The organism is Mesorhizobium sp. L48C026A00 (assembly GCF_000502375.1).
Classification (GTDB): Bacteria; Pseudomonadota; Alphaproteobacteria; order Rhizobiales; family Rhizobiaceae; genus Mesorhizobium; species Mesorhizobium muleiense.
This window is the reverse complement of sequence record NZ_AYWU01000007.1, coordinates 94,096-120,339: the sequence shown is the minus strand read 5'-3', so window position 1 is coordinate 120,339 and position 26,244 is coordinate 94,096. Positions and strand designations below refer to the sequence as shown.

Below are 26,244 nucleotides of genomic sequence, written 5' to 3'. Positions count from 1 at the left end.
GGAGGGTCGGCCTCCGGCCGCCCGCTATCCGCGCCGGCCGTCGCGCCAGCCAGCCGGCGAGACGCCCGCGAGCTTCTTGAAGCTCCGGCTGAAGGCCGCTTCGGACTCGTAGCCGACATCACGCCCGACCGCCGAGACTTTGGCCAGCCCATCAGTGAGCAGTCGTGCGGCCAGTTGTACGCGCCATCGCGTGAGATACTGCATCGGTGGGCAGCCGACGAGACGCGTGAAGCGGGCCGCGAGGACGGACCGCGAGACGCCGGTTTCGCGTGCGAGTTCTTCAATTGTCCAGCCACGCGCCGGATTCTCGTGGACAAGCGCAACAGCCCGGCCGACGGCGGGGTCGCGCAAGCCGGCCAGCCAGCCGGTCTGCTCCGGCGGCAGTGCCTCAAGATAGCGGCGAACGACCTCAACGAACATCAGCTCGCTGAGACGCAGGCGGATGCATTCAGCGCCTGGCCGTTGAACGGACACCTCTGCCAGCGTTAGCTCGATCAGCCGGTCGAGCAGATCGCTCGGTGTGCCGGCCGCGCGCCGGATGCGTATCAGCGGAGGCAGGGCCCCAAGCAGAGGATTGAACGGCCGTGCATCGCAGCCAAGGAAACCGCAGACATATCTAGCCAGAAGGGGGCCGTCGCCGCCTTCGTTGACCACGAAGGGCAGTTGTCCGGCCGCCATGGCGCGAAAGAAGTCGAGCGAATCTTCCTGGCTCAAACCTGACCGCACTCCGGGCGCACTGCACATCGCGTACGAATCCTCATGCGGGATCACAAGTATGTCGCCTTCGGCAAACTCCATCGGCGGATCGTCACCGATGCTGACCGAGCCCGATCCTTGGGTGATGATGTGGTAGGAAATCACATGTTGGGCGCGCGGCAGGATAAGATGGGCAAATGAACCCGCCCGCGGCACTTCCACGCTCCAGGGCGAAGAGGCATCGACCCAGAAGAAAAGCGCGCCGGTGAGCTTTACCACGCGCAGCACATCCGAAAGCACATCCTTGTCCGGCGCGGCCGAAGGTGCGGCATCGGCAACGACCTCTTCCGGTGGCCGCCCAGGCGATCGCGCCAGAACGGACGCTGCAGCAAGCGATCGAGACGCTGGGTCATGGAGCGTGCCCATGGCCAAGTCTACTATGCGCCGAACAGTATATCCACCGCGCATCCCGTGGAGTCCATGCGATCAACGGAGGTCGGCCATGTCTACCTATTGCTTCTTCGACGTGCGTGAAATCACCGACCAGGCCAAGGTCGAGCAGTATCTGGCAGGGGTCTTTGCAACGGTTGAACAGTATGGAGGGCGCTATCTGGTGCTGGGCGGGAAATCCGACCTTGTCGAAGGAGACTGGCAGCCGGTCTATCCGGTCATCGTCGAATTTGCCGATGGCGAGCATGCCCGGCGCTGGTATTCATCGCCCGAATACGAGCCGCTGAAGGCGCTACGCGTCGCCGGAACCCGATCCAACGCAGTGTTCCTTGAAGGTGCAACGCAGGGACCGGAGCAAGCGGCGGCCCAGACCCGCCGGGGCAAGATATCGAAAACTCCGGCTGAAATCTACGACTCACTGTTCGTTCCAGCGCTGTTCCGACAATGGGGGCCTATCGTCGCCGCCGAGGCGCGAATAGGGAGGGGCGACTGCGTGATCGACATTGCCTGCGGTACGGGTGTGCTGGCGCTCGCGGCCCTCGACCGCGTTGGCGCGGAGGGCAAGGTGGTCGGGCTTGATCCCAATCCCGATACGCTTTGCGTTGCCCGCCGCAAAAGCACTCGCATCGATTGGCGAGAAGGGCGCGCCGAGCAGATCCCTTTCCCGGATGAAAGCTTCGACGCCGCGGTCAGCCAGTTCGGCCTGATGTTCTTCGACGATCGAGCAGCCGGACTGCGGGAAATGATGCGCGTGCTTAAGTCCGGCGGCCGGCTCGCCGTCGCGGTCTGCGGACCGCTCGACCAGTCGCCCGGCTATGCCGCAGTGGCGGATATGCTTGAACGGCTGTTTGGAGCCGACGTTGCGAACGCGTTCCGCGCGCCCTTTGTGCTCGGCAATGCGGAGTTACTGCGCTCGCTCTGCGCGAAGGCAGGCATAGAGCGTGCCGAGGTGAAGCGTCACCGCGGAACGGTCCGTTTTGCCTCGATCGAGTCGCTGATCTCGACTGAAAGAGCCTGCATCTGGACGTTGGGCGGGCTTTTGGACAACGAGCAGTTCAAGCGGCTCCTGGAGGAGGCCGAGCGGGCACTTATGCCTTACGTGACAGCAGCCGGCGCCGTCGCTTTCGACATGCCGGCGCTCGTCATCACGGCATCCAAGGACTGACGCTGGCAACCAGTCTGCGATCAGGCGCTGCCTGCTTCACCTTCCCGCAAAGTCTATCAAACGACACGCACGCGGCGCGTCACCTGGCCATTGCTTTCCCAGTATGTGTGTTTCTTGGCAATCAAGGGATCGTCCATTGCCGGTTGAACCTGTCCCGTGGTGCTGACCGCGCGCGAGGTCACCGTGTGTTCTCCAGGCGACGGATTTGGCCAATCCAGGGACCAGATCTTCCAGGCGTGTTCGGCCTCCTCGCTGCGGTCGATGGTCGCCGGTGCCCATGGCGCTTGATCGATTTGCACTTCGACCCGATCGATCGGTGCCCCCCAGGCTGCCCCAACGATGCGGTAGTCCGAGTCCTTGCGGGTGACCTTCGCGGGCGCGGACTTTATCAGCGCTCGTCCGACTGAGTCCTCGGTCCACACGGTCTCGCCATTGCGCTCTTCCTCCCGGATGGTGACATAGTCACGCGCCATCAGAAGGCTCATGAAGCGGGTGTCGCGCACCTCGATGCGCTCCAGCCACTTGACGTTGGCGATGCCATACCAGCCCGGAGCAATCAGCCGCAGCGGAAAACCATTGGCCGCCGGCAAGGCGGCTCCGTTCATTTCGTAGCAGAGCAGATTGTCTGGGTTCGTCGCTTCGGCAAGCGACATGCTGCGCGCGAAGTTCTGCTGCATCTTGACGTCGCGGATGGCGACCTCGCCGGTGTCAGTGCCGAAAAAGACGACCTCTATCCCATCTTCCAGAACGCCGGCTTCCTCGAGGATCGGGGCGAGCGGCGTCCCTGCCCAGCGGGCATTGCCGATGCCGCCGGTGAAAAACGGAAAACCGTGGTTGCCCGAGCATTCCACTGTGAAAACGACCTCCTGGCGCGGCCGCGCCTTGATGTCGGCGAGAGTCAGTTTCAAGGGCTTCTTGACCAGGCCGCCGATCTCCATCGACCATGTCTTCTCGTCGATCGTTGGTCGATTGAAATGCGAGATGCTGAAGAACTTGTCGTTTGGCGTTATCCAGCTATCCAGATCCTCCCAGACAAGCTGCTTCTGGATGCCGACCGGATCGGGATTTTCGGTCGGCTGGTCCAGCCACCGAATAACCTCCTCGCTCGCCCGTGTTGGAAAAGCGTAAGCCCGACGCGAGGTATAGAGAGCAGCAATTGCGGCAAGGGCAGCACTTCCCTGAACGAGAAGTTCTCTGCGTTGAATATCAGGCATGTTGTTTCCTCCCAGTTGATCCCGAAACAGGCTGCACGTGCCTTGGGCCGCAGCCTGAACACGGATAGGCGCAATGAGCGTTTGCCCCACCCGAAGATTATCCGGACAGGTCAAGAAATCAGCGGCGCATCTCAAACATGTGAAGCCTTGGACGAAACTCTCGCTTGGGTTTCGCCGTTTTAAGGGTGCGCCTTTGAGAGGGAAGAGTCCAGGTGTATGATGATCGTCTAATATTTCTGGATCAGGGGGACAGCATGACGTCTTGGGAAATCAAGGGACGCGAACTCGTCAATTGCACCTGCGAATATGGCTGCAACTGTCAATTCAATGCGCTGCCCGACAAGGGCCATTGCCATGCCGTGGCCGGTATCCAGATCGACGAAGGTCATCATGGCGAGACCGTTCTCGACGGCCTGCGCATCGCCGCGATCTTCAAATGGCCCGGGGCGATCCACGAGGGCAACGGCGAAGCCATCGCTTTCGTCGACGAGAAGGCAACCGACCAGCAGCGTGACGCGCTGCTGCGCATCATGACCGGCCAGGACACCGATCCGTTCGCGACGATGTTCGCCGTCTACGCCTCGACCGTGATAAAAATGAATGAGCCGGTCTTCACCAGGATCGATCTCGACCTCGATGTCGACGGCCGCAGGGGCCGCATCTTCGTCAAGGACTACATCGAAACGGTCGGCGAACCAATCCGCAACAAGGTGACGGGCGCGGACTCGCGCGCCCAGATCGTGTTGCCGAACGGCTTCGAATATGCGGTCGCCGAGATCGGCAGCGCTTCGAGCACAACCAGCGGGCCGGTTCAGGTGACCACCAAGGACAGTTACGGCCAGTTCGCGCGGCTGCATCTCAACAATCACGGGGTGGTGCGAGCCTGACGCGGCGCATGAACGGCGCGTCGCCACTGGAACGGCTGCTCAGGCGCGACCGCGTCATCACGATTGCGGGCGTGGTGGCGCTGTGCCTGCTGGCCTGGCTTTACATCGCCGCCGGCGCAGGGATCGGCATGAATGCGTGGGAGATGTCGAGGCTCGCGCTATTTCCCCACCTGCAAACCGACGTCACCTCCGATATGTCTTCTGACATGCCCGGCATGGACATGTCTGGCATGGACATGTCCGGCATGGACATGAGCGCGATGGCGACGGAGCCGCGGGCCTGGGAGGCCGCGAACTGGGCGCTGATGATCGCCATGTGGTGGGTCATGATGATCGCCATGATGTCGCCGAGTGCGGCGCCGACCATCCTGCTCTATGCGCGCGTGCATCGCCATGCGCTGGCTCAGGGTGAGATCCAGGACAAGCTCGCGCCGACCGGCGTGTTCATGGCAGGCTACCTCCTGGCCTGGCTGGGGTTCTCCGTCGCGGCAACCGCATTGCATTGGCTGCTCGAACGCGAAGCCTTCGTTTCCGCGACGATGATGAGTTCGCAGAGCCGCTGGCTTTCAGCCATCGTCCTGATCGGCGCGGGGATCTATCAGCTCTCGCCCTTCAAGAACGCCTGCCTGTCGCATTGCCGGGCACCGACGGCGTTCCTTGCCCGCCACTGGCGTCCCCACGCCCTTGGCGCGCTGCGTCTCGGCGCATTGCACGGAGCGTTTTGTGTCGGATGCTGCTGGATGCTGATGGCGCTGTTGTTCGTGGGTGGCATCATGAACCTGGTGTGGATTGCCGCGCTCGCCATTCTGGTGCTGGTTGAAAAGGCGTTTCCTGCCGGCCCGTGGGTTGGCCGGGCAGCTGGCATCGCCCTGATCGCATGGGGCGGCGCAACGCTTTTGGTCTGACGACCAGGGCCGCCTCTGTCGGCATTCAAAGCGTCGAGGAACTTTGAATTCTCGCATCCGTTACCGAATATCGTGGATGGGAGGTTCCGCCGATGAATGTCAGCGACGAAAGGACTGTATCGCTCTGGGCGGCGACCGAAGTCGTGCCCGATGCGGTGCCGCTCGGGCAAAGCGAACAGGTCGATGCCGTGGTCGTCGGCTCTGGGATTGCCGGACTGTCGGTGGCCTACGAACTGGCCGTCGCCGGCCGGAAGGTGGCTGTCCTCGATCGCGGCCGGATCGGAAGCGGTATAACGGCTCGCACCACTGCGCACCTTTCATCCATCTGCGATGACTATTTTTCGGAGCTGACCAAATTGCGCGGCGAGGACCTGGCGCAGATCTTTTACCAAAGCCAATCGGCCGCTATCGACCGTATCCAATCCATCCAGGAGACGGAACGTATCGCCTGCGATTTCCGGCGCCTCGACGGCTTTCTCTTTCCGGCTTCCGGCAGCCAGGAATCCGATATCACGCGCGAACTGGACGCCGCTCTGAAAATCGGGGTCGACGTCGAGAAGATCAAGGGCGTGCCGTTTGCAGGCTTTTCGGATGCGCAGGTCCTTCGATACGCCAATCAGGCGACCTTCCACCCGCTCAAATATCTCCGCGGGCTAGCCGCGGCCATCCGCGCGCGCGGCGGTGTGCTTTATGCTGATACCATCGTCGAAAAGGTCGAGGAGACTGATGGCGGCGTGCGTGTAACCACGGTTTCAGGCTTTACCGTGTCTGCCAGATCGGCCGTTGTCGCCACCAACTCGCCGATCAACGATCGGGTCGCGCTCCACACCAAGCAAGCGCCGTATCGAACCTACGCGATGTCGTTCGAGATCGCGGGCGACACCATTCCGGATGCGCTGTATTGGGATACTGAAGACCCTTATCACTACGTTCGGCTTCAGCCTGGCGAAGGTCGGACCGACTTCCTGATCGTCGGAGGTGAGGACCACAAGACAGGGCAGGCCGACGATGCCGGCGACCGTTTCGCGGCCCTGGCGGCCTGGACCAAAAGGCTGGTGCCCGATGTCGGCGTGGAGACCAACCGGTGGTCGGGGCAGGTGATGGAGCCCGTCGATTATGCGGGGTTCATCGGCCGCAATCCTGGCGACAGCCGCGTCTTTGTGGCGACCGGGGATTCCGGCCAGGGCATTACCCATGGCGTCGTCGCCGGCCTGTTGATTTCGGACCTGATTCTGAAGGAGGAAAGTCCCTGGCGCGAACTCTACGAGCCGTCGCGCAAGACGGCAGGCGCGATCGGCGATTACCTGTCGGAGAATGCGACGGCGATCAAGAGCTTTGCCGAATATATCGCGCCCGGCGAGATCGATTCCGTCGACAAGCTGCGACCGGGAGAAGGTGCCATCGTCCGCGAAGGGTTCAGCAAGATCGCCGCGTTTCGCGATGACGACGGCACGCTCTACAAGCGCTCGGCCGCATGCACGCATATCGGCTGCCATGTCCACTGGAACTCGCTCGAGCGCTGCTGGGACTGCCCCTGCCACGGCTCGCATTTTGCTATCGATGGCACGGCCTTGAACGGACCGGCCGTGGCGCCACTGGGAGGGGAGTAGGGGAGTAGGGAGTAGGGGGTAGGGGAGTAGGGCAGTGGGCAGCGGGCAGCGGGCAGTGGGCAGTGGGCAGTGGGCAGTGGGCAGTGGGCAGTGGGCAGTGGGCAGTGGGCAGTGGGCAGTGGGCAGTGGGCAGTGGGCAAGAAGGGGCCATTCCAAGGGCCATTCCCCTATTCCCCTATTCCCCTACTCCCCTACAGTTCCTTCTCGGCCAACTCGCGAAACGCGTCAGGAACCGATCGCGACTGCCCGAGCGTGACCGAGGCGTAGCCGACCGCCTCCCAGCCAAAACGGTCGCGGATCTTGTCGACGGCGCGGTCGGCGATCCAGCGCGCCGCGCCCTTGCTGGTGCCGGGGCGGCGGCTGTCGTCATCGAGGCCGAGCGGCAGTTCCAACTGCAGGGCCGGTTGCTTCTCCAGATGCGACACGGCGATCGCCAGCAGCGAAATGGTCTTTTCGTGCGGATGGTCGACAAGCACCTTGCGCACCAGCGTCTCGGCGATCTCGGCCAGCATCGCGGTTGCCGAAATCGGCTGGTCGAGCGTGATCGAACGCGTCACCGAGCGCAGATCGGCAAAGCGGACGCGGACCGTCACCGTGCGGCCGGGCCGGGATTTCGCCCGCAGCCTGGTGGCGACCCTGTCGGCCAGATGCAGCAGGGTGGGCACGAAGATTTTTGCCTCGGCCGGTTTCCTGCCGAGCGCCGATTGCGCGCCAGCCGATCGTGCCCGACGCTGCGTCTCGAGTTTTCGTGGATCGCGGTTCCAGGCCAGCGCGTTGAGCTTTTCGCCCGCCGCCGGCCCGAGCAGGCGCTCCAGCGATTTGGCGTTAAACTTCGCCAACTCGCCTATGGTGCGCACGCCAATGCCGGCCAGCCGCTCCCTGGCGACCGGACCGACGCCCCACATCAGCTCGACCGGCAACTCGTGAAGAAACTCCATCTCGTGGCGCGGATCGACCACCACCAGCCCGTCGGGCTTGGCCACCTGCGAAGCGATCTTGGCCAGATGCTTGGTGCGCGCCACGCCGACCGAGATCGGCAAGCCAAGCTCAGCCCGCACGCGGCGGCGGATGGTTGTCGCGATCTCGGTCGGCGGGCCGAACAGATGGGTGCAGCCGGCTACGTCGGCAAAGGCCTCGTCGATGGAAATCCGCTCGACCACCGGCGTGAAATCGCCGAGCACTTGAATAGCCGCATCGCCGAGCCGCTGATAATCCTTGAAATGGCCGCCGACGAAAATCAGCCCGGGGCAGAGCTCACGCGCGCGCCGCCCCGGCATGCCGCCACGCACGCCAAAAGCCCTGGCCTCGTAGGACGCGGCCAAGACGACGCCGCCGCCGACGGCGATCGGCTTGCCGCGCAGGGCGGGGTCGAGCAACTGTTCGACCGAGGCATAGAAAGCGTCCAGATCAGCGTGGAGGATGTTGGCTTCCATCCGGCCCGTCCGCCCGCGGCGGTTCGAACGCCGCATTGCCTTGAGGGTGGGTTTTTGTGGAACATAAAGAGAACAAACAGGGCGGATTGTCAAGGAGGTGGAGGGTAGTCGCTTCAGGTTTGCGCTGCCCCTCATCGCCCTGCCGGGCACTTCTCCCCGTATAGGGACGTATAGGGACGGGGAGAAGGACAGTCTTCGTAAAGGGTTTCGCCAACCTCCAGCGATGCAGAAAAGGTGCCGAGGTTGCGGCCAGCCCCTTCGCCCCGTCACTATGCGGGAAGAAGGTGCCGGCAGGAGGATGAGGGGCGGCGCCGACTTCGGCAATCAGCCGATCGAGCGCCACAGCGCCATCTTGTAGCCGAGATGGCTGGCGGTGAAACCGAGGCCCTCGTAGAAAGCGTGCGCCTTCCGTCGGCTCTTGTCGGTCGTGAGCTGAACGAAGCTGCAGTTGCGCGAACGGCATTCTTCAACCGCCCATTCGATCATCAGCTTGCCGATGCCGCGAGACCGCCATTGCCGCGCGATGCGAACGCTTTCGATCTGCCCGCGCCAGGCGCCTTTCCTGGAAATACCTGGAATGAAGCTGAGCTGCAGGGTTCCGACCACCTGTCCGGCTTCCACGGCCACGGCCAGCAGTTGGTTGGGATCGGCATCGATTGCCCGGAAGGCATCGAAATAGGACGGCGCAAGCGGCGTCGACGGGTCCTCCCGGCTCGCGCCGAGCGCATCGTCGGCGAGCAGTGCGACAATTGCCGGCAGATCGGGCGCTTGTGCGCGACGGAACTCGAGTTCGCTCATCGAGGGGAGACGTGTTGGCGACGGCAAGTGCGGTCCAGCCATGCGCGACAGGCGCGTCGCGTTGGGCGACCGGCGCCAGGCATTCGCGGTTGATGGCCTCGCGGACCTCCAGCTTACGCCGCCTGCCGTGACCAGAGGCGGTGGCCGTAGCGGCGGAAGAAGCGCGCCAGCAGAAGCTGCTGCCTGGCGCGGGCGAGATCGGCGCCGCGCCTTTCCTGGCGCCAGCGTGGCATGTTGCGATAACAGGCAATGAAGCGGGCGGCGTCCTCGAGCGCCTCTTCAGCCGACTGCGCCGGGCGGATCGCCGCCAGGAACAAGGCCTCGCCGAGCTTCAGCCGGTCGACCAGCGCCTTGCGATGGCCATGGCCGAGGCGCGCCCGGCCTATGCCGTCGAGGCGGATAGCCGCGAGGGCGGCGAGCATGGCCGGGCTGTCGCTGGTATAGCCGCAATCGCGGGCGAACTGGGCGGAGAGGGCGTCCATCTTCGTCTCCTTGGCTGGCGGCGGCGCGACGGAGACCCGGTCCCGTCGCCCATTCATCTGGGATATCACATGGAAGCATAACTCAAAAAATGGAACAAGTTAAACTTTTGCATGGGTTGAGCGGAACCGACTCGACTCTTCGGGAAAAACCCCTAATGTTGTGAACAAAACAGGAACTGAGGCATCAGGGACGATGGCATTGCCGGGCAAGGAAGCAACGATCGCCGAGGTCGTCTCGATCGCGGTCGAGTGTATCGATTGCGGTCGAAACAGATGGTGGAAGCCGGCGGAGCTGAGGCGATTCGGGGTGACCGCGCAGACGCCGCTGGCGGCGCTGTCGGGGCGGCTTCGCTGCTCGGCCTGTCGCGCCGATGGCCTGCCGGGCGCGGCCGTCTCGATCCAGGCGGCGTTCATCGACGAGCGGCAGCAGCGCCGCGCCGAGGCGCGGATGCTTGGCGAGCGCGAGGTTCCGCTGGAGAGATCCAGGCGGGCTTGATGGGGAGTGGCGATTCCTTCTCCCCTTGTGGGAAAAGGTGGCCTCGCGAAGCGAGGTCGGATGAGGGGTGTNCTCGGCGCTACGCGCCGATCCACCTTCTCCCACAAGGGGAGAAGGGCGCGCTCCGCCGCCGCCCTAGTACCCCAGCAGTTCCTTGAGCGGGATGACGCGCCAGACGTGTTTTATCGCGTAGCGGTTGAAGGTCAGCGACTTCGGCGGATTGTACTGCTCGACGACCAACTCGGCGGCGGTCCGCTTGACAAGCTTTTTGATGAAGGCCTTGCCGTTGCGCTCGTTTTCCTCGGGAAACATCTCGATCACCACGTGGTCGCCGGGCACAGCGTCGCGGCCGCCGCAATAGAGCATCTCGCCGGGCTCGTAGCGCGGCACCATCGAGTCGGAGAGCACGTGCAGCGCGAACACCTTGCGCAGATGGGCGATGCCGGGCGGGCGCTGGACATAGCCGGCGACCTCGCCGTTGAAGGTGAAGTCACCGTCGTCGCCGCCGACCGCGGCACCCAGAAGCTCGATGTCCATCGGGCCGGCGGGCAGGGGGGCGGCGTCGGTGACGATCTCGGCGTCGGCGACATTGTCGGCGTCGTCGAGGAAGACGACCTCGCCCTTGCCGAGCGCCACCGGGTCGACGCGCAGGAAGGCGGCGGTCTTCAAAAGGTTCTCGGTTTTCGGCAGGTTGCGGCCGGTTTCCCAATTGCCGACAGCGGCGACGTCGGTGTCGTTGTGCTCGGCAATATGGCGCATCACCAGGCCGCGCTGCTTGCGCGCCTTGCGGATCGCCGCCCCGACCTTGATCGACAATGAGGTTTTCGCCATGGCGCCATCTGAAACATAAGAATCGGTTTCGTCCATGAAAGAATGGCTTGCATAATTTTTTGAGTTATGCTTGTATATAGCCATGCACAAGCCACGCTCCATCTCGCTTTCCCATCCGTCCCGGCTGTCCTCCTCCCCGGCCGGGACGAAGCCCGAGGCTCGCGCCTCGGATCCGGTGGCCCTGCCGTCAGCGGCGGCGACCGGAACGGCCGGAGCCGTCCCCTCACGGCTCCGGCCCCGAATTTCGGCGCGTGCAATGCGGGCCTTTCGTGCAGCCGCACCGAGGACGGCACGGTCATCGTCTTCGCCCGGCGCACGGGCAGGGCGGTTTCCCCTGGGAGAGGTAATCGGCGACGCCGCGCCGCCCCTCACCTGCCTGCCGGCATCCTCTCCCCGTGAACGGGGAGAGGATGCCGCTTCGGCATCTACGCAACCCTTTCGATCTCGATGGAAGAACATCATGCCCGCCTATACCGACACAAAATTGCAAAGCATCGCCCGCACGCCGGCCAGGCTGGCGCCGCCGGTCTGGCTGCCGCAGCGCCCGTTGGTGCGCGAGATCCAAGGGCCCGACGGCGAGGCCCTCAAGCTGCCGTCGCCGCGCCCCGCTGCCGCCGTCGGGCGCCAGCCGCATGTCGCGGCCATGCGCTTCATCGACTGCCTGTTCAACCGCTGCCGCGCACCGCTCGACCTGACGCTCGAGCAAAATCCCGAAAACGACGCGCCCGGCAGCCGGCCGGCACTGGCGATGCTGTGCTGCGGCTTGCGCACGCGGCCGCTGAAAAGCTACTGCGCCTATCACGCGGCGCGGTTCTGCGACCATCGCCGTACGGCTCTCGCGGACGCAGCGTGAGCGGCATCGGTCGAGAGTCTTCTCGCCAAGCACGGCGGCCCGGTTCCTCGCCCCCGCTGCGCGGAGGAGCCCAGGTTCTGCGAAGACAGCAATGAAACGAGGAGCCACAGATGAGCAAGAAGACCGCCCAAAAGGCCAAACCGCCCAAATTACCCACGGGCGAGGCCGAGCAGGTGCGCATCCGCAAGCAGGTCGGTCATGATTTCGCGCTGAAGGACGATGCCTTTGGTCGCAAGCGGCTGGCGACCGGCACGCTGGAGGCGAGGCGCGTCTATGAGGTGTCCAATAACGGCCACACCGCGACCGGCGGGATTGTGCGGGTGCGCAATGTCGACCCGCTGACCGGCATCACCTCGCTGTCGCGCCAGCAGCGCGAGGCGGGCATGCGCTACCGCGAGGATTTTCGCGTCTCGGCACAGGACGGCGTCAAGCCGATGGCGCTGATCGAGCGCGTCGACGGCGGACCCATCGGCGGCGGCGTTGCCGACCGCATCCTGTCCGCCGGCCGCGCCTATGCCGACGCCACCAGGGCGCTTGCGCATTGGGAGGTGTCGGTCGTGGTGCAAAAAGTCTGCTGCGCCGGCGAAACGGTGAAGAGCCTGGCCGAACAGACCGGCGAGCCGCGGGATGTGCTGTCGAAACTGCTCAAAATCGGGCTGGACTTGCTGGCGGTGCATTACGGCATGATGCTGATGCGGCGGCCGCGGTGAAGGGGCAAACGGGGCGTTTGGCAATGCGTTTTGGCCAGCGTCCTCCAATTGAAGGGCGCGGGTTTCCCGACGGCCTGTTACGCTGCGCCATTGCTGGTAAATCACAATGCCAAAGATGCCGCAAAACGCTCATTTCGCAGATACGGCGCCGACGTCTTCGGCGCTGACCGCGTATGACGAGCACTGCATGCTGACTTACATCCGGCTGCTCGATGCTTCGGCGGACAGCGCCGATTGGCGTGAGGTCGCCCACACCGTCCTGCACATTGACCCGGAGCAGGAGCCAGAACGGGCATTCCGCGCCTGGGCGACGCATCTGGCGCGTGCCCGCTGGATGACCGAGGTTCGTGTCGATCGGCATGATCGTGGCACGGAATGACGCGGGAGATTTTTCGTGGAACTGCCATCCCGGTCTGACCGTTTAGACAGGAAACCAACTGGGAAGCGCCCGATGAACTCTTGGCAAATCAACACCTTGGAGGCCTGCTGCCTGCTTGCCGTCCCGCTGTCGATGATCCTTACGGTTCTGGTGGCGGGTTTCATCCTTGGCTGAATCTGCACTGTTCAGTGAAGGAGACGGCACGCATGGCGGCACCGGCGTGAGTTGCGCCCTGGCATTCATCGCGCGCGAGACCTTCAGCGACGACAAAAATGATCCTGCCTCTCAGTCCTTGGCGCGCTCCACATAGGCGGCATCAGCCGTCATCACCACCACGCGGGTGCCGGCGGTGATGTGCGGCGGAACCAGCGTGCGCACGCCGTTGGACAGCGTCGCCGGCTTGTAGGATGAGGACGCCGTCTGGCCCTTGGTCACCGGCTCGGTCTCGACCACCTCGAAGGTGGCGCGCTGCGGCAGCACCAGCGAGATGGCGATGCCGTTGTACTGTGAAATCTGCACCGCCATGCCTTCCTTGAGATAGGGCGCCATCTCGCCGACCACGCTTTCCGGCACCGCGACCTGGTCATAGCTTTCCGGGTTCATGAAATGATAGCCTTCGGCGTCGTGGTAGAGGAAGGTATGCTCGCGCTCCTCGACATAGGCGCGCTCGACCTGCTCGGTGGTGCGGTAGCGCTCCGAAACCTTCACCCCGTCGGAGATGCGGCGCATGTCGAGCTGGGTCACCGGCGTGCCCTTGCCCGGATGGATGTTTTCGGCAAAGAGGATCACATAGAGCTTGCCGTCCTTTTCGACGACATTGCCTTTGCGTAGGGAACTGGCGATGACCTTCACGGGCTTTATTCCTAACAGCGTTGACTGGCCTGGGAGCGCCGAATGGCGCAAATCGGCTGCGGGAGCCGTTCGGTGCGGCCTAGCGCATCTTGGCGGCAATCGCCAGTCCTCGATGCAAATCCTGTCGCCATGACCGCCGCCTCGCCCTGGTGGACGCCTGATGTTCACGCGGACCGGCGGCCGCGGTTGATCCTGCGCAACGCCATCACCGCGGCCGTGCGCGACTGGTTTGCCCGCCGCGACTTCGTCGAAGTCGAGACCGCGGCGCTGCAGGTCTCGCCCGGCAACGAGGCGCATCTGTCGGCCTTCGCCACCGAGGCGCTCGGCCCAGATGGGCGGCACCAGCCGCTCTATTTGCACACCTCGCCGGAATTCGCCTGCAAGAAGCTGCTCGCCGCCGGCGAGAAACGCATCTTCAGCCTGAGTGCCGTCTATCGCAACCGCGAGCGCGGCCCATTGCACCATCCGTCCTTCACCATGCTCGAATGGTACCGGGCCGATGAGACCTACGACAGCCTGATGCAGGATTGCGCCGGGCTTGTCGCGCTGGCCGCCGAGCGCGCCGGCACGAAAAGCTTCGCCTTTCGCGGCCGCGAGGCCGATCCGTTCGCCGAGCCGGAACGGTTGAACGTCGCCGAGGCTTTTATCCGCTATGCCGGTATCGATCTGTTGGTCACGGTCGCCGCCGACGGCAGCACCGATCGCGAGGCGCTGCATGCGGCTCTGGTCCAGGCGGGCTTGCGCACCGCGCCCGACGACAATTGGGCCGATCTGTTCAGTCGGGTGCTGGTGGAAAAGATCGAGCCGGCGCTGGGGCAGGGGCGCGCCACCATTCTTTACGGCTATCCGATCTCGGAGGCCGCCCTTGCCCGGCCGAGCGCCGATGACCCGAGGACCGCCGAGCGCTTCGAGCTCTATTGCTGCGGCGTCGAGCTGGCCAATGCGTTCGGCGAGCTGACCGACGCCGACGAGCAGCGCCGGCGCTTCATCCTCGAAATGGACGAGAAGCAGCGCATCTACGGCGAACGCTATCCGATCGACGAGGATTTCCTCGCCGCACTGGCCATCATGCCGCAGGCAAGCGGCGCCGCACTCGGCTTCGACCGGCTGGTGATGCTGGCGACGGGGGCGATGCGGGTCGAGGATGTGATGTGGACGCCGGTGACGGGGTGAGGCGAGGCCTGCACTCTACGGCGCCCCCTCTGTCCTGCCGGGCATCTTCCCCTCAAAGGGGGAGATTGGCTGACCGCAACGCCGCACCTCGTCCTTCAACATCGGCGATTGAGGCCGGAGCGACGCGAAGGCGCAATCTCCCCCCTTGAGGGGGAGATGCCCGGCAGGGCAGAGGGGGGTGCCTCGCTCAGGCGTCACAATACTACCGCCCCATCAGCAAAGCGACGATCAGCCGCTGCAGATTGCCGCGCGGGGCGAATTCTACCCGGTCGAAATCGCGGCTTGCCTGCCGCTGCGCCTGGGAGAGTTCGGCAAGCCGCGTGGTCATTTCGGTCCTGATCTTTTTGCAGCCGGGATCGTCGGCGACGGACAGGCCGATGGTCGCCGTCTCGATCTTGCGGACCATGTCGACGATGATGTCGCCATGCACCTTTTCGTGGGCGGCGAGGCCAGCGGCGAAAACGTCCCAGCTCTTCTGCACGGCGGCCGGCACCGGCCCGGACGCTTTGGGCAAGGTATAGGTTATGATGAGTTTTGGGCGCGCCGACACCAGCACACAGGCATTGCCTTGCCGCTGATAGTCCCTGACCCAGGTCAGCTTGAAATTGGTATAGGCCATGGCGCGGACCCTGCTTTTGCCGATCGTCGGCCCGCGTTCGCCCATCGAGGCATGGAGCTGGGGACCGGTCTGCCCTGAAACGGCGTAGGTCTCAACCTTCTCGACCGGCTTCCAGCCCGCCTGCGCCGGCGACGCCAGCAAAATGGCCAGGAGCAGGTAGGTCAGAACGGCTGTTTTCATGCGAATCCTCCGGGGCGATGGCAATGCTGGCGAATTCGCAATCACTCGGACGAGCGCGAATATCGGCTGCAAAGCCACTACACCAGTCTGGATGCGATCATCAACGCGTGACCGCCGACGAAGCGCTGGAGAACGAGCGAGGCTGATCGAACTGCATGGGGCCGGAGCAAGACCTGACGTCGGCGGTTGCCTCCCGCCTTACTTCCCGGCCGCCCCGGTCGAGAACAGCGCGCGCTCGACCGTCGGCTCCAGCGTTTGCGCAAAGGGCGTCGCCATGTGGTGGCGGTCGCGATAGGCCAGCTTGCCGTCGATGAAGACATGGCAGATCTTGGCGTCGCAGAACCGGTCGGTCATGTCGATGTAGGTCGCGTTGGGGACGGAGCGCACGATGTCACGCTCCACCGCGGCCATGGCGTCGTTGGCGGCGTCGGTTCGCGGCGCGTCACATACCGATGGCGTCTGTCCACGCCACAGCGCGCGGGCCACGCAGGTGTCGACAAAAAGGGTGTTGAACGGCACATCGCGGATGAAGGCGACTTTCAGCCCGGCCTGGCTGAACGCCTCCAGCGTTGCGCGCAGGCCGCCCCGCCAGTCCTGATCGAGGCTTTCGGATTGCCGGGCGTCGGGCGACAGTTTGCGCGAACTGGTCAGCGAGATCTCCGAGATCACCACCAAGCTCGGGCGCAGGGCGATGATCTCCTTGATCGATTGCTCGCGCCATTGATCGCACTCGGTGTAGTCGCGCTTCAGCTTCGAGCTCCAGACCGTCAGCCGCGACGCCCGGCAGGCGGCTTTGAGCCAGGTGACGACCTTGTAGTCGTTTCTCTTCGCCGCCTCGATCAGCGGCGTCGACCAGTGATCGGCATGCGAATCGCCGAACAGCGCGATCGAGCGCTCGGCATTCTTGGCGCCGAACTCGCAGGCCTTCGGCGTCACGGTCTCGTAGTCGACAACGCAGCCTACCTTGGCGCGCGCGGTGGAGGGCTGCGCGGCAGTTTCGGCAATGATGCGTTGCGAGGGGTCGAGGCCGTCCACGGCAAGGCGCGCATTGGCGTAAGTCGCCACGACGCCGGCGCCGGTCAGCATTGCGGCGGGGATTAGTGCGCGCGCCGCGTTCGCCATCAGCCAGCCATTGCGACGGATCGGGTTTTCGATGAAATTGTAGGTGAAGAGCGACAGCGCCAGCGTCAATGCCGCGCAGGCAAGCCGCCCGGGCCAGGACAGGTCGGGCACCATCATCGTCGCATAGACGATGACCGGCCAGTGCCAGAGATAGAGCGAGTAGGAAAGTTTCCCCACCCATTGCATGGGCGGCAGCGCCAGCATGGCGCTCGGCCCTCTTTGGACATTGCCGGAGCCGCTGAGCAAAAGGAGCACGGTGCCGGCCACCGGCACCACCGCCGCGAAGCCGGGGAAGGGGGTGTCCTGCTCGCTGAAGGTCAGATAGGCACCGGCGATCAGCGCCAGGCCAAGCCATGCCAGTGCTGCGCCCAGTTGCGGGCGCTCTCGCCAGAATTTTGCCGGCGCCATCGTCGCCAGGCCGCCGGCGGCGAACTCCCAGGCCCTGAGCGGCGAGAAATAGAAGGCCCAGGGCTGCGCCACGGTGGTGAGCCAGGCGCAGACGGCGAACGACACCGCGCCGGTGAGGCCGATCACCAGGATCGCCGTGCGCTTGCCCGGGCGCAGCCATGCCGCCAGCAGAAGCAGCCCCGGCCATACGAAATAGAACTGCTCCTCGACAGAGAGCGACCAGAAGTGGATGAAGGGGTTGTTCGCCGCGTCGGGGGCGAAATAGTCGAACGACCAGCGTATCAGCCAGAAATTGATCGCATAGGCCGAGGCGAACATGGCGCCTTTCGAATAGAGCGACTGTTCGTCCGGCGACAGGATGAAGTAGCCGGCGACCAGCGTGGCGAAGATGACGAACAGCGAGGCCGGCAGCAGGCGCCGGGCGCGCCTTGCATAGAATCGCCACAGGTCCAGCCTGCCGTCCTCGGCGATTTCCCGCAGCAGCTGGCCGGTGATCAGGTAGCCGGAGATGACGAAGAAGATGTCGACGCCGGTGAAGCCGCCAGGCAGGTCCGACAGACCAAAATGGAACGCGACGACGCCGGACACCGCCAACGCACGCAGCCCTTCGATATCAGGCCGAAACGATGCTGACACGGCAAAACCTCGCGAAGTCGTTGAAAAGCCACCCGTGCGAAGACTCGACGCAATGCATTGATATTGCAATGCAACAAATCTAACGCAGTGCAACATAAGTGGAAGTTTGCCGGGTGCAGTGCGGCATGCTCGTCGGCGCGTCCTCAGCGAACGCCGCGCCAGCGCTGCCATCCGCATCCGCGGCGGCGGACTTTGGGCGGCGGGATTTTGGAGCACAAAAAGACAATTTGGCCGGGATACGGCGGGCGGGAGGCGTGCGAATTTGACTGGCGTCCGCTCTATCTGTTCGTTTTAGCCGCATTTCTGCAACGCCAGATTCCTCCTGGCTGCAAAAACACTCTAGCGGGCCCGATCTCAGGCTTTAGAAGGAGCCCGCCGCTCGCGCGCCGCGCTCCTCCCTTAAAGCGCCTCGCGTTCGAAAGGAAATCGACGCGCTTTAAGTCTTTGTTTCTGTGCCTGTCGTTACCCCCAAAACCGCTGCGCCCCCTCGGGTTAGGCCCGAGGGCATGGTTTTGGGCGACAAGCATCAGTCGTCACCGATCACGCATGCGCTGGCGGATGATGACGGGAGTCCCAGACTGCCCAGGCCGATGCCGCAACCACCAGCACGCCGAGGACAACGTGGGTCGCCATTGCGTTGGCGTTTGCCACGAAGCCGAGCAGCCAGGGCGACGCGATCAGCCAGAGCCCGACGACAAGGTTCACCCACTCTTCCCATTCGGCGAATACTGAAAGCGCCGCGAGCGCCAAGGCGCCGAGCACGACCGCGGCAATCCAGGCGTTCCAGGCAGCAGCGGTTTCAGCAGCGAAGCCGATAACCCAGGGTGAGATGAACAGGCATGCCGCAAGGATCAGGTTGATCCAATCCTGGGCCTTCTTTCCTTCCATCAGATCGTTTGCCATGACAACCTCCACAGATGAAGCTTGACCAAAGCACTACGTCGCGTGCAACGCACGCTTAGTCATTGATATATCGCAGTTTCGCGCGCTTTCAAGGAGTGGCGCCGGGGGCGGCCGGTTACGCACCTGAGTGCCGGGCGCGATCACGCCTTTTTCAGGAACTCGGTCTTCAGCACCAGGCCCTTGACCTGCTTGGTGCTGCACTCGATCTCGCCGGGATTGGCGGTGAGGCGGATGTTCTTCACCAGCGTGCCGCGCTTGATCGTCTCCGACGTGCCCTTGACCTTCAAATCCTTGATCAGGGTGACGGAATCGCCCTCGTTCAACTGGGCGCCGTTGCTGTCTCTTGCGATCGCGTCTGTCATATCAGGGTCTTTCATCGAAGGGGATAGCGGATTATCCGGCGGACGGCGGCAAGGTCAAGCGTGGTGGCAACTGTGCCATCGCTGGCGCGTGAAGCGGGCAGGGCACCCTTGTTGCTCATGTCAGGAGGCCGTATCGCCCGTCGAAGTCGGCGATGCCTCGTGGTTGAAGCCGATTTCACCGGAAGGTGGAGGATCACAGCCTGGCGCGCCGCCGGCTAAGCCTGTCGATCAAGTGGCCTGTCGAACAAATGACTTGTCGAACAGGTGACCTGTCGAAATGCGGACCCGTCGATCGCGGACACCGCAAGCGGCGTACGGCGGTTAAAGATTGAGCCCCACAACGGATGGAGGGACTCTAGAAATTGAAATAGATCGCCGGCGGATACAGACTGGATCTATTGTTGTCGGCTGGCGCCGCCGTCGCATCAGACGACGTGATCCCGCTGGTGGACTTGTTGTCGAGCGGCGGCCGGTTTTTCTCGGCTGAGGACGCTTTGGCATCGGTGGCAACGGCTTTCGTCTTGGCCTCCACGGCTTGCGAAAGTGCGAGCACGGTGAGAAGTGCAGACAGGGCAAGTTTCATGACGAGGTCCCTCCATGGTTAACGTAAGGTTAACCGCGGCCGCCGGCCCGGACACGGCCGCTGTGTGGAAGACGTGGAATTCTCCGGAATTTCTGGAATATTAGCTTGTGGAAAAGTACAATGTGAGCAGTTGCCGGCACGTGTAGGCTTGCAGCCGCATCAGGCCGAAGCTTGGAGCGGCCGCGACAGAACCCAGACATCCAGTTTGCGCTTGGCCGCTCAATGTCGCGGCCAACGCTGGTGTTAAGATCAATCCCTGAAGCCGTTCGAGTCGAGCAGGGCGACCTGCTTGCCGTCGATGAAAAAGCGTATCACGTGCGCGCCGCCGTCGACTTCGATGCGCGTCGGATCGATGACCGGCGCCGCAGGAGCCGCCTTGCCATATGTCGCTGCCGCGCGCGAGCCGGCAGCGGCACGCGACGGTCCATCCGGCCCGAAGGTCAGCAGCAGCAGTGCAGCGGATCCAGCCGCAACCGCGGTGAAAGGGATTTTGGGGGAGGCAATCCAGGACATCGAATTATTCCTTCCTTGTTGAGGCGGCATCTACGCTGGTTTGTGCCGGTGCCGAGAGCTCGGCTTCGCCGTCGTTCAAATGACTGAGGAAGGGTGTTGGTATTCAGGCCTAAATAGCGTGAGTTTCATAACTTGCCCCTGCCCTGCGCGACCTTAGCGCGGCCCGGCGGGGCGAAAAGCGCAGGCGAGTGGAGGGGCGTGGAATTCTCCGGAATTTCTGGAATATTAGCTTGTGGAAAAGTATAGCCGGCGCGTGCTATCCTCGCGGCGGCATAAAGGGGCGGGTAGGATGGCACAGCATATCGCGCAGAAATTGCGGCTGACCGCGGCCGTGCTGGGGACCGTCACCCGCAAGGACCTTGCGGCGGCGTTCCGGGGCGTCAACCCGAAGACGGCGTTCGACCTCGGCCGCGCCGATAAATGGCTGCAGGGGCGCTCCCAGCCACGCGAGCTCAGCGTCTACGACGACTGGACGAAGCTGCTCAAGCTGGAGCAGCCCGGCGCCTGGATCGCCGAGAGCGACCTGCCAGGTTTTACCGCGGCGATCTGTGCCCGCCACGGCATCGACAGGGCCGAACTGGAGCGCCGCGCCAATGCGCATTTCGAAACCGCTGCCGGGCATGAGGAGCGGAGCCCTGGATTGGCCCTTGCCGGAACCTACGCCTGTTATTCGAGCGCCTTGTCGCCCTACTATCGCGGCCAGCTGATCAGGGGCAGCCTGTCGATTGAGGTCGGGCCGGGGGCGAACGGCCTGACCGCCGCCTATCGCGAGGCCTTGCCGACCGGGCAGCTGCTGCTCGGTGGGCAGATGACGTCGGCAAAACGCGGGCTTTATGCGCATCTGAAGGAAGCCAGCGGCGAAGCGCAATTCTTCTTGTGCCTGTTTCCGCACTCGCGGCCGGGAAGCGTGCTTGGCGGCTATTTGTGCGGCACCACCATCATCGGCCCGGAGCCGCAGCCGTCGCTGACCCGGATCCTGATGGTCCGCTTGCGCAATCCGGCGCCCCAGGCATGGGGCGGATATCTGCCGCCCGACGGATCGATCGCCGCCGATCTGGCATCGCTTGGCCTGTCCGTCGAGCAGACGGAAGCGGTTGACCGGCAGCTGGCGCAATTCCTCGTCGGAGACAGCGACGGCGGCGCCAGCCAGATCCCGCCGGCCGAGTTCCGCGCCATCGTCGACGTGTTCGACCGTCATTGGCTGAGCCATTCCGCCTGACACCGGGCCGTCTGACCCCGGGCTGAGCGAGAGACGAAGACCGCTTGTCGCTCGCGCGGGGCTCGCTGGCACCAAGGTGGGGACGTTGCATGCCGGCTCAATATGCCCGATCATGGTCATGGCAGGGTGGAGGCATCAAGTGGCGGCCAATCGGCGAAACGGCATGCATCCGTCGGAGCCCGGGCTGGTGGGCGTTGTTTCGGCTGCCATGGCCCTGCCGCGCATGTCGCTGCCCACCGTCGCGACCGTCGTGGCGGCGGTTGCGGCCCTGTATTTCGGGCGCGAGGTTTTCCTGCCGATCGCAATCGCGCTGCTGCTGACCTTTGCGCTTGCACCCTTGGTTTCGGCACTCAAACGGGTCGGCATTCCCCGTCTTCCTGCGGTCATCGCCAGTGTGCTAGGCGCATTCACCGTCCTTGCGCTGTTCTCCTTCATTGTCGCCACGCAGGTCAGCGAACTGGCGCAGAACATCCCGCTTTACCAGTCAAATATCCTGACCAAAGTCCGATCCCTGAAGGAGACCGGCGTCGGCGGCGGCGTCATCGCCAGGCTGAGCGAGGCGATCGAACGCGTTGGCCAGGAACTCGACAGGCAGGAAACCTCACCGCCCGCTGCGGATCAGCCACGGCGCGATCCGGTGCCTGTCGAGATCATCGCACGCGAAAGGCCGCTGCAGGTTCTGCAGAACCTGATCGGCCCGCTGATCAGCCCGCTGGCGTCGGCAGGCCTGATCGTCGTCGTCGTCATATTCATGCTGCTTGAGCGCGAGGACCTGCGCGACCGTTTCATACGCCTCGTCGGCTACGGCGACCTTCATCGAACTACCGAGGCGCTCCAGGATGCCGGCAAGCGGGTCGGCCGGTATCTGCTCATGCAGTTGGTCGTGAATATCGTCTATGCCATACCGGTTACAGCAGGGCTTTGGATTCTGGGGATACCCAATGCGCTGCTGTGGGGCTTGCTGGCGCTGGCGCTGCGCTTTGTTCCCTATATCGGCCCGATCATTGGTGCGCTGCTGCCGCTGTTCCTGGCGCTTGCCGTGGCGCCTGGCTGGTCGCTCGTGCTGTGGACCGCCGGTCTGTTCGTGGTCATGGAAATGATCACCGGCAATGTCGTCGAACCGTGGCTCTACGGTTCACGAACGGGGCTTTCGCCATTGGCCATCATCGTTGCGGCGATCTTCTGGACCTGGCTCTGGGGCCCGCTGGGCCTGGTCCTGTCGACGCCGCTCACGGTCTGCCTCGTCGTGCTCGGCAGGCACGTGCCGCAATTCGAATTCCTCGACGTCCTGTTCGGCAACGAACCGGTGCTCGAACCCCACGCCCGGCTCTACCAACGGCTGCTGGCCGGCGATCCAGAGGAAGCCACGGATCACGCCGAGGAGATGCTGGAGGAAAAATATCTGTTCGAATTCTATGACAAGGTCGCCATTGCCGCACTGCTGCTCGGCGAGCAGGATCGGGTGCGCGGCGTCATGGGCGATGAGCAAAGACGGCGGGTGGCGGCCAGCGCGCAGATGCTGGTGGCGAACCTCGACGACAGCGCACGGGAGGAAGCGGAGGAGGACGATGATCCGGCCACAGCCGAACCTGCGCCGGCGGACAAGGACAAGCAGGCTCAAGCGGAGGGCGAGGACGACACTGAGCTGCCGGATGGCACGGAGATGTCGGTGCTGTGTGCCGGCGGCCGCGGCGAACTCGACGATGCCGCCGCCGCCATGCTGGCGCAGGTGCTCGAAGTCCAGGGGGCGACGGTCTCGAAGGCGAGCTTTGCCGATATGGATCCGACTGGCATTCGCCGGCTCGAGCTCGACGCTGTCGACACCGTTGTGGTCGGATTCCTGAACCGCGACTCGGTCAAGCACGCCCGTTTTCTTGTTCGTCGGCTGAAACGTGCCAGGTCGGCGCTGCGGGTAGGGATCGTGTTCTGGTCGAAGGACGGCGACGACAAAAAGACAGAAGTCGAATGGACCAATGACATCAACGCCGATTTTGTGGCGTTTGGCATGGTCGAAGCCGTTCTGGGCGCATTGTCGAGCGATCCGCCGGTTGCGCTGAAGGTCGCTGCCAAGCGCCGCATCCGCCGCCGGCCGCGCCCGGCCAGGAAGGCGCCGCTTGCGGCTGCAAAGTAAGAGACTGTTTGGAAACTCTACTCCGGCGGCCATCTGATGGCGTTTTCTGCGCTTCCGGTGCTCACGGACCCAAATGTCCGCTGCGCTCCGGTTCTCGAAACCACCACCATATGATNGTTTTCTGCGCTTCCGGTGCTCACGGACCCAAATGTCCGCTGCGCTCCGGTTCTCGAAACCACCACCATATGATTCGCCGGAGCGACTTTCGAAACAGCCTCTGAGGTCGTAGCTCGCCCTCACGTCCAGAAATAGCGCACCGTGTGAAAGAAAACCGGGGCGGCGAAGACCAGGCTGTCGGCGCGGTCCATCATGCCGCCATGGCCCTCGATCAGATGGCCCCAGTCCTTCACCCCCTGGTCGCGCTTGATGGCGGAGGCGACCAGCCCGCCGAGGAAGCCCATCAGGCAGGCGATGAAGGCGACGCCCGCCGCCTGCAGCGGCGAAAACNCCAGCCCGCCGAGGAAGCCCATCAGGCAGGCGATGAAGGCGACGCCCGCCGCCTGCAGCGGCGAAAACGGCGTCAGGAACGACAGCAGCGCGCCAAGCAGGCTCGACGTCGCCAGCCCGCCGACCAGCCCTTCCCAGGTCTTCGACGGCGAAACCTTCGGCGACATCAGATGCCTGCCGAACAGCTTGCCGAAGATGTATTGCAGAACGTCGCTGCCTTGCACGGTGATGATCAGGAAAGCGACCAGCAACAAGTTGCGGCCTTCGAAGCCGGGCACATCGAGCGTCAGCAGCGCCGGCACGTGGCTGACGCAATAGACCGAGATCATGACCGCCCATTGCTGCGCCGAGACGCGCTCGAGAAAGCGCTCGGTGTCGCCGTGCAGCGCGGTGATCGCCGGCATCAGCAGGAAGCAGTAGACCGGGATAAAGATGGTGAAGAGGCCGTACCAGGCGGTCCACACCAGCCAGTACTGGAACGGGATGATGATGCCGAACATGCCGAGCAGCACCCAATGGTCGCTGCGGCGGCTGTGCGTCAGCGTCACGAATTCGCGCAAGGCGGCAAACGAGATCAGCGCGAACAGGATGGTCATGCCGGCGCGGCCGAAAAAGAAGGCGACGGTGATCGCCACCACCATCACCCACCAGGCGTTGATGCGCTGGTTGAGATTGACCAGCGTCGAGGACAGCGGCTTCGGCGCGCGCCACGACAGGATGCCGGCGACCAGGCTTGCCGTGGTCAGCACCGCAGTGAGGCCGACAACCATGATAAGCGTCTCGTGCATTGGCATGTTGTTCTAGTCGTCTCTTGGAACATCGTGTCTGGGAGCATCGTGTATTGGAGGATCGTGTCCGGGAGCATCGTGCCGGATACCGGATCCGGCACGATCTCCAGCTCTTTGGGCTCTACGCTCTTTGGGCTCGACGCTGTTTTGGTCGCATGATGTTTTTCGGTAAACCGGATTCCACTTTTCCGCATCATGCGTTGGCGGGCGGGGGTTCAGCGCCAGCAGTGCTTGGCGGGCGCGCTCGAGAAAGGTTCGGCGTTCCTCGCCGGGCGCAATGGCGATCGGCGCGCCGAAGACCACCCGGCAGAGCAGTGGCACCGGCACGAACTGGCCCTTGGGCAGCACCCGCGACATGTTTTCGATCCAGCACGGGATGAGTTCGACGTCGGGCCGCGCCATCGACAGATTGTAGAGGCCGGAGCGGAACGGCAGCAGCGGCTGGTCGGTCATGTTGCGCGTGCCCTCGGGGAAGATGATCAGCGAATGGCCCTCATCGAGCACCGACAGCATGACCGAGATCGGGTTCTGCGCCTCATCGGTCCACTGCCGGTGGATCAGCACGGAGGACAGCATGTCCTGCGCGATGAACCGGCGCAGCCGCGATTTTCCCCAATAGTCGGCGGCAGCGACCGCATGGGTGCGGGCGCGCTGCTTCTCGCTGAGGCAGGCCGACAGCAGGATGAAATCGCCGTGGCTGGCATGATTGGCGAAGTAGATGCGCTGCCGGTCCGACGGCTGGCTGCCGTTCCAGATCGGCCGGACGCCGGTCACCGCCCAGGCCAGCGCCGACAGGCCGACCGAGGTCACGGTCTGCAGCAGGGTGAAGGTGCTTGTGCCGAGCTTGCTCATCGTCGGGCTCAGAAAGACACGGCGATGAGGGACGCCGCCACGACCAGGCCGACCGCGATGCGCTGCTTCATCAGCAGACGTTGCGTGCCCGCGATGCGCCGGTCGAGCGAGCGGATGCCGGCAGCGGCCGGTTTGACGCGCATGCGCGCCAGCACGTCGTCGACCGAGGCACCGCCGGCGGCCTCGCTGATGTGGCTCGCCATCAGCCGGAACAGCAACGCGTCGAAGACAAGCAGGGCCGAGACGGCGAGAGTGACGACGCCGCTCGCTGCCGCGACCAGCCAGGCCGCTGCCGCCAGCGTGGTCGCCTGTGGCTGCGCTGCCACGGCAATGACAGGCGCGGCCGCCAAAGCGGCCAGCACCAAAAACAGCGGCCACACCGCCTGCGTCATCAGCCCGGCGGCGAACGCTTCGGCTTGGTCTCGATGGGCACTCATGCCGGAATAATCGCTTCAGGTTTGGTGCCGCCCTTTTCCAAGCGCCTGCGCCGCCCCTCATCGCCCTGCCGGGCACTTCTCCCCGTATAGTGACGGGGAGAAGAGGCTGG

General features: G+C 64.0%; 26 protein-coding genes and 1 pseudogene. 11 read left to right on the top strand and 16 right to left on the bottom strand.

All coding sequences use genetic code 11. From position 1 onward, the window contains the following. Positions 1–24: 24 nt before the first annotated feature. Positions 25–1,122 (bottom strand): AraC family transcriptional regulator, encoded by a 1,098-nt coding sequence (locus tag X738_RS57165; protein WP_023799080.1) that lies wholly within the window; start codon positions 1,120–1,122, stop codon positions 25–27. Positions 1,123–1,198: 76 nt separating this feature from the next. On the opposite strand from X738_RS57165, the gene X738_RS0141540 reads away from it, so the two are divergent. Beyond that, positions 1,199–2,311, top strand: coding sequence for a DUF1330 domain-containing protein (locus X738_RS0141540; protein WP_198032812.1), 1,113 nt, complete (start codon positions 1,199–1,201; stop codon positions 2,309–2,311). Positions 2,312–2,367: 56 nt separating this feature from the next. Here the strand turns inward: X738_RS0141540 and X738_RS57160 are convergent, their stop codons facing one another. After that, positions 2,368–3,525 carry a sulfite oxidase gene (locus X738_RS57160; RefSeq protein ID WP_023799079.1) on the bottom strand — a complete coding sequence of 386 codons (1,158 nt, stop codon included), beginning with the start codon at positions 3,523–3,525 and terminating at the stop codon, positions 2,368–2,370. 254 nt (positions 3,526–3,779) lie between these two features. Between X738_RS57160 and X738_RS57155 the strand changes: the two genes are divergently transcribed. The 3 genes from X738_RS57155 (at position 3,780) to X738_RS57145 (ending at position 6,927) form a co-directional block, all read left to right on the top strand. Beyond that, positions 3,780–4,412, top strand: coding sequence for a DUF1326 domain-containing protein (locus X738_RS57155; RefSeq protein WP_023799078.1), 633 nt, complete (start codon positions 3,780–3,782; stop codon positions 4,410–4,412). Between the two features lie 8 nt (positions 4,413–4,420). After that, entirely contained in the window at positions 4,421–5,317 is an 897-nt protein-coding gene (locus tag X738_RS57150) for a DUF2182 domain-containing protein (RefSeq protein WP_023799077.1), read from the top strand. Between the two features lie 92 nt (positions 5,318–5,409). Beyond that, positions 5,410–6,927 carry an FAD-dependent oxidoreductase gene (locus X738_RS57145; RefSeq protein WP_023799076.1) on the top strand — a complete coding sequence of 506 codons (1,518 nt, stop codon included), beginning with the start codon at positions 5,410–5,412 and terminating at the stop codon, positions 6,925–6,927. Between the two features lie 191 nt (positions 6,928–7,118). On the opposite strand, the gene dinB is transcribed toward X738_RS57145, so the two are convergent. The 3 genes from dinB to X738_RS57130 all read right to left on the bottom strand — a co-directional run bounded on the left by dinB (position 7,119) and on the right by X738_RS57130 (position 9,640). Then, positions 7,119–8,360: a DNA polymerase IV gene (gene dinB, locus X738_RS57140; RefSeq protein ID WP_023799075.1), complete on the bottom strand. Its 1,242-nt coding sequence runs from the start codon at positions 8,358–8,360 to the stop codon at positions 7,119–7,121. 324 nt (positions 8,361–8,684) lie between these two features. Next, positions 8,685–9,158: a GNAT family N-acetyltransferase gene (locus tag X738_RS57135; RefSeq protein ID WP_023799074.1), complete on the bottom strand. Its 474-nt coding sequence runs from the start codon at positions 9,156–9,158 to the stop codon at positions 8,685–8,687. A gap of 113 nt (positions 9,159–9,271) precedes the next feature. Continuing rightward, positions 9,272–9,640 (bottom strand): hypothetical protein, encoded by a 369-nt coding sequence (locus X738_RS57130; RefSeq protein ID WP_023799073.1) that lies wholly within the window; start codon positions 9,638–9,640, stop codon positions 9,272–9,274. Positions 9,641–9,833: 193 nt separating this feature from the next. Between X738_RS57130 and X738_RS57125 the strand changes: the two genes are divergently transcribed. Beyond that, positions 9,834–10,136 carry a hypothetical protein gene (locus tag X738_RS57125; RefSeq protein ID WP_023799072.1) on the top strand — a complete coding sequence of 101 codons (303 nt, stop codon included), beginning with the start codon at positions 9,834–9,836 and terminating at the stop codon, positions 10,134–10,136. A gap of 135 nt (positions 10,137–10,271) precedes the next feature. Here X738_RS57125 and X738_RS57120 read toward each other — a convergent pair whose 3' ends face one another. Then, on the bottom strand, positions 10,272–10,967 hold the full coding sequence (locus X738_RS57120) for an XRE family transcriptional regulator (RefSeq protein WP_023799071.1): 696 nt from the start codon (positions 10,965–10,967) through the stop codon (positions 10,272–10,274). Between the two features lie 460 nt (positions 10,968–11,427). Here X738_RS57120 and X738_RS0141535 point away from each other — a divergent pair, with 460 nt between their 5' ends. The 3 genes from X738_RS0141535 (at position 11,428) to X738_RS57110 (ending at position 12,909) form a co-directional block, all read left to right on the top strand. Beyond that, entirely contained in the window at positions 11,428–11,820 is a 393-nt protein-coding gene (locus tag X738_RS0141535) for a hypothetical protein (protein ID WP_051407815.1), read from the top strand. 110 nt (positions 11,821–11,930) lie between these two features. Then, a complete protein-coding gene (locus tag X738_RS57115) occupies positions 11,931–12,530 on the top strand; it encodes a DUF6456 domain-containing protein (protein ID WP_023799069.1) in 600 nt (199 codons plus the stop codon). A 106-nt stretch (positions 12,531–12,636) separates the two neighbouring features. Beyond that, on the top strand, positions 12,637–12,909 hold the full coding sequence (locus tag X738_RS57110; RefSeq protein WP_023799068.1) for a hypothetical protein: 273 nt from the start codon (positions 12,637–12,639) through the stop codon (positions 12,907–12,909). Between the two features lie 285 nt (positions 12,910–13,194). Here X738_RS57110 and efp read toward each other — a convergent pair whose 3' ends face one another. After that, on the bottom strand, positions 13,195–13,761 hold the full coding sequence (gene efp / locus X738_RS57105) for an elongation factor P (protein WP_023799066.1): 567 nt from the start codon (positions 13,759–13,761) through the stop codon (positions 13,195–13,197). A gap of 129 nt (positions 13,762–13,890) precedes the next feature. On the opposite strand from efp, the gene epmA reads away from it, so the two are divergent. Further along, on the top strand, positions 13,891–14,934 hold the full coding sequence (gene epmA, locus X738_RS57100) for an EF-P lysine aminoacylase EpmA (protein WP_023799065.1): 1,044 nt from the start codon (positions 13,891–13,893) through the stop codon (positions 14,932–14,934). Positions 14,935–15,136: 202 nt separating this feature from the next. Here epmA and X738_RS57095 read toward each other — a convergent pair whose 3' ends face one another. The 6 genes from X738_RS57095 to X738_RS57070 form a co-directional block, all read right to left on the bottom strand. Then, positions 15,137–15,733, bottom strand: a complete 597-nt coding sequence (locus X738_RS57095; protein ID WP_023799064.1) for a DUF922 domain-containing Zn-dependent protease — start codon at positions 15,731–15,733, stop codon at positions 15,137–15,139. A 198-nt stretch (positions 15,734–15,931) separates the two neighbouring features. Next, a complete protein-coding gene (locus X738_RS57090; protein ID WP_023799063.1) occupies positions 15,932–17,899 on the bottom strand; it encodes an acyltransferase family protein in 1,968 nt (655 codons plus the stop codon). Between the two features lie 540 nt (positions 17,900–18,439). Next, positions 18,440–18,802 (bottom strand): SPW repeat protein, encoded by a 363-nt coding sequence (locus tag X738_RS57085; protein WP_023799062.1) that lies wholly within the window; start codon positions 18,800–18,802, stop codon positions 18,440–18,442. A gap of 140 nt (positions 18,803–18,942) precedes the next feature. Then, positions 18,943–19,164, bottom strand: a complete 222-nt coding sequence (locus tag X738_RS57080; protein WP_023799061.1) for an alkylphosphonate utilization protein — start codon at positions 19,162–19,164, stop codon at positions 18,943–18,945. A gap of 355 nt (positions 19,165–19,519) precedes the next feature. Beyond that, positions 19,520–19,747, bottom strand: a complete 228-nt coding sequence (locus X738_RS57075) for a hypothetical protein (protein ID WP_023799060.1) — start codon at positions 19,745–19,747, stop codon at positions 19,520–19,522. A 249-nt stretch (positions 19,748–19,996) separates the two neighbouring features. Beyond that, positions 19,997–20,260, bottom strand: a complete 264-nt coding sequence (locus X738_RS57070; protein ID WP_023799059.1) for a hypothetical protein — start codon at positions 20,258–20,260, stop codon at positions 19,997–19,999. A gap of 289 nt (positions 20,261–20,549) precedes the next feature. On the opposite strand from X738_RS57070, the gene X738_RS57065 reads away from it, so the two are divergent. Further along, positions 20,550–21,479, top strand: coding sequence for a hypothetical protein (locus tag X738_RS57065; protein WP_023799058.1), 930 nt, complete (start codon positions 20,550–20,552; stop codon positions 21,477–21,479). Between the two features lie 139 nt (positions 21,480–21,618). After that, positions 21,619–23,610, top strand: a complete 1,992-nt coding sequence (locus X738_RS57060) for an AI-2E family transporter (protein ID WP_023799057.1) — start codon at positions 21,619–21,621, stop codon at positions 23,608–23,610. Positions 23,611–23,846: 236 nt separating this feature from the next. Here the strand turns inward: X738_RS57060 and X738_RS57055 are convergent, their stop codons facing one another. The 3 genes and pseudogenes from X738_RS57055 to X738_RS57050 all read right to left on the bottom strand — a co-directional run bounded on the left by X738_RS57055 (position 23,847) and on the right by X738_RS57050 (position 26,134). Next, positions 23,847–24,845, bottom strand: a complete 999-nt coding sequence (locus tag X738_RS57055; RefSeq protein WP_023799056.1) for a phosphatidate cytidylyltransferase — start codon at positions 24,843–24,845, stop codon at positions 23,847–23,849. A gap of 192 nt (positions 24,846–25,037) precedes the next feature. Then, positions 25,038–25,697 (bottom strand): annotated as a pseudogene (locus tag X738_RS0141530) (lysophospholipid acyltransferase family protein); the annotation flags it as partial. Positions 25,698–25,705: 8 nt separating this feature from the next. Further along, on the bottom strand, positions 25,706–26,134 hold the full coding sequence (locus X738_RS57050) for a hypothetical protein (RefSeq protein ID WP_023799054.1): 429 nt from the start codon (positions 26,132–26,134) through the stop codon (positions 25,706–25,708). Between the last annotated feature and the right edge of the window lie 110 nt (positions 26,135–26,244).

Excerpts from the sequence above, each read along its gene's own strand:
- X738_RS57125 (WP_023799072.1), top strand. The coding sequence starts at position 9,834 with ATGGCATTGCCGGGCAAGGAAGCAACGATCGCCGAGGTCGTCTCGATC.
- X738_RS57155 (WP_023799078.1), top strand. The coding sequence starts at position 3,780 with ATGACGTCTTGGGAAATCAAGGGACGCGAACTCGTCAATTGCACCTGC.
- X738_RS57085 (WP_023799062.1), bottom strand. The coding sequence starts at position 18,802 with ATGGCAAACGATCTGATGGAAGGAAAGAAGGCCCAGGATTGGATCAAC.
- X738_RS0141540 (WP_198032812.1), top strand. The coding sequence starts at position 1,199 with ATGTCTACCTATTGCTTCTTCGACGTGCGTGAAATCACCGACCAGGCC.
- X738_RS57075 (WP_023799060.1), bottom strand. The coding sequence starts at position 19,747 with ATGAAACTTGCCCTGTCTGCACTTCTCACCGTGCTCGCACTTTCGCAA.
- X738_RS57135 (WP_023799074.1), bottom strand. The coding sequence starts at position 9,158 with ATGAGCGAACTCGAGTTCCGTCGCGCACAAGCGCCCGATCTGCCGGCA.
- X738_RS57120 (WP_023799071.1), bottom strand. The coding sequence starts at position 10,967 with ATGGCGAAAACCTCATTGTCGATCAAGGTCGGGGCGGCGATCCGCAAG.
- X738_RS57160 (WP_023799079.1), bottom strand. The coding sequence starts at position 3,525 with ATGCCTGATATTCAACGCAGAGAACTTCTCGTTCAGGGAAGTGCTGCC.
- X738_RS57095 (WP_023799064.1), bottom strand. The coding sequence starts at position 15,733 with ATGAAAACAGCCGTTCTGACCTACCTGCTCCTGGCCATTTTGCTGGCG.
- X738_RS0141535 (WP_051407815.1), top strand. The coding sequence starts at position 11,428 with ATGCCCGCCTATACCGACACAAAATTGCAAAGCATCGCCCGCACGCCG.
- X738_RS57080 (WP_023799061.1), bottom strand. The coding sequence starts at position 19,164 with ATGACAGACGCGATCGCAAGAGACAGCAACGGCGCCCAGTTGAACGAG.
- X738_RS57050 (WP_023799054.1), bottom strand. The coding sequence starts at position 26,134 with ATGAGTGCCCATCGAGACCAAGCCGAAGCGTTCGCCGCCGGGCTGATG.
- X738_RS57115 (WP_023799069.1), top strand. The coding sequence starts at position 11,931 with ATGAGCAAGAAGACCGCCCAAAAGGCCAAACCGCCCAAATTACCCACG.
- X738_RS57150 (WP_023799077.1), top strand. The coding sequence starts at position 4,421 with ATGAACGGCGCGTCGCCACTGGAACGGCTGCTCAGGCGCGACCGCGTC.
- X738_RS57130 (WP_023799073.1), bottom strand. The coding sequence starts at position 9,640 with ATGGACGCCCTCTCCGCCCAGTTCGCCCGCGATTGCGGCTATACCAGC.
- epmA (WP_023799065.1), top strand. The coding sequence starts at position 13,891 with ATGACCGCCGCCTCGCCCTGGTGGACGCCTGATGTTCACGCGGACCGG.
- X738_RS57065 (WP_023799058.1), top strand. The coding sequence starts at position 20,550 with ATGGCACAGCATATCGCGCAGAAATTGCGGCTGACCGCGGCCGTGCTG.
- X738_RS57165 (WP_023799080.1), bottom strand. The coding sequence starts at position 1,122 with ATGGGCACGCTCCATGACCCAGCGTCTCGATCGCTTGCTGCAGCGTCC.
- dinB (WP_023799075.1), bottom strand. The coding sequence starts at position 8,360 with ATGGAAGCCAACATCCTCCACGCTGATCTGGACGCTTTCTATGCCTCG.
- X738_RS57145 (WP_023799076.1), top strand. The coding sequence starts at position 5,410 with ATGAATGTCAGCGACGAAAGGACTGTATCGCTCTGGGCGGCGACCGAA.
- X738_RS57110 (WP_023799068.1), top strand. The coding sequence starts at position 12,637 with ATGCCAAAGATGCCGCAAAACGCTCATTTCGCAGATACGGCGCCGACG.
- X738_RS57070 (WP_023799059.1), bottom strand. The coding sequence starts at position 20,260 with ATGTCCTGGATTGCCTCCCCCAAAATCCCTTTCACCGCGGTTGCGGCT.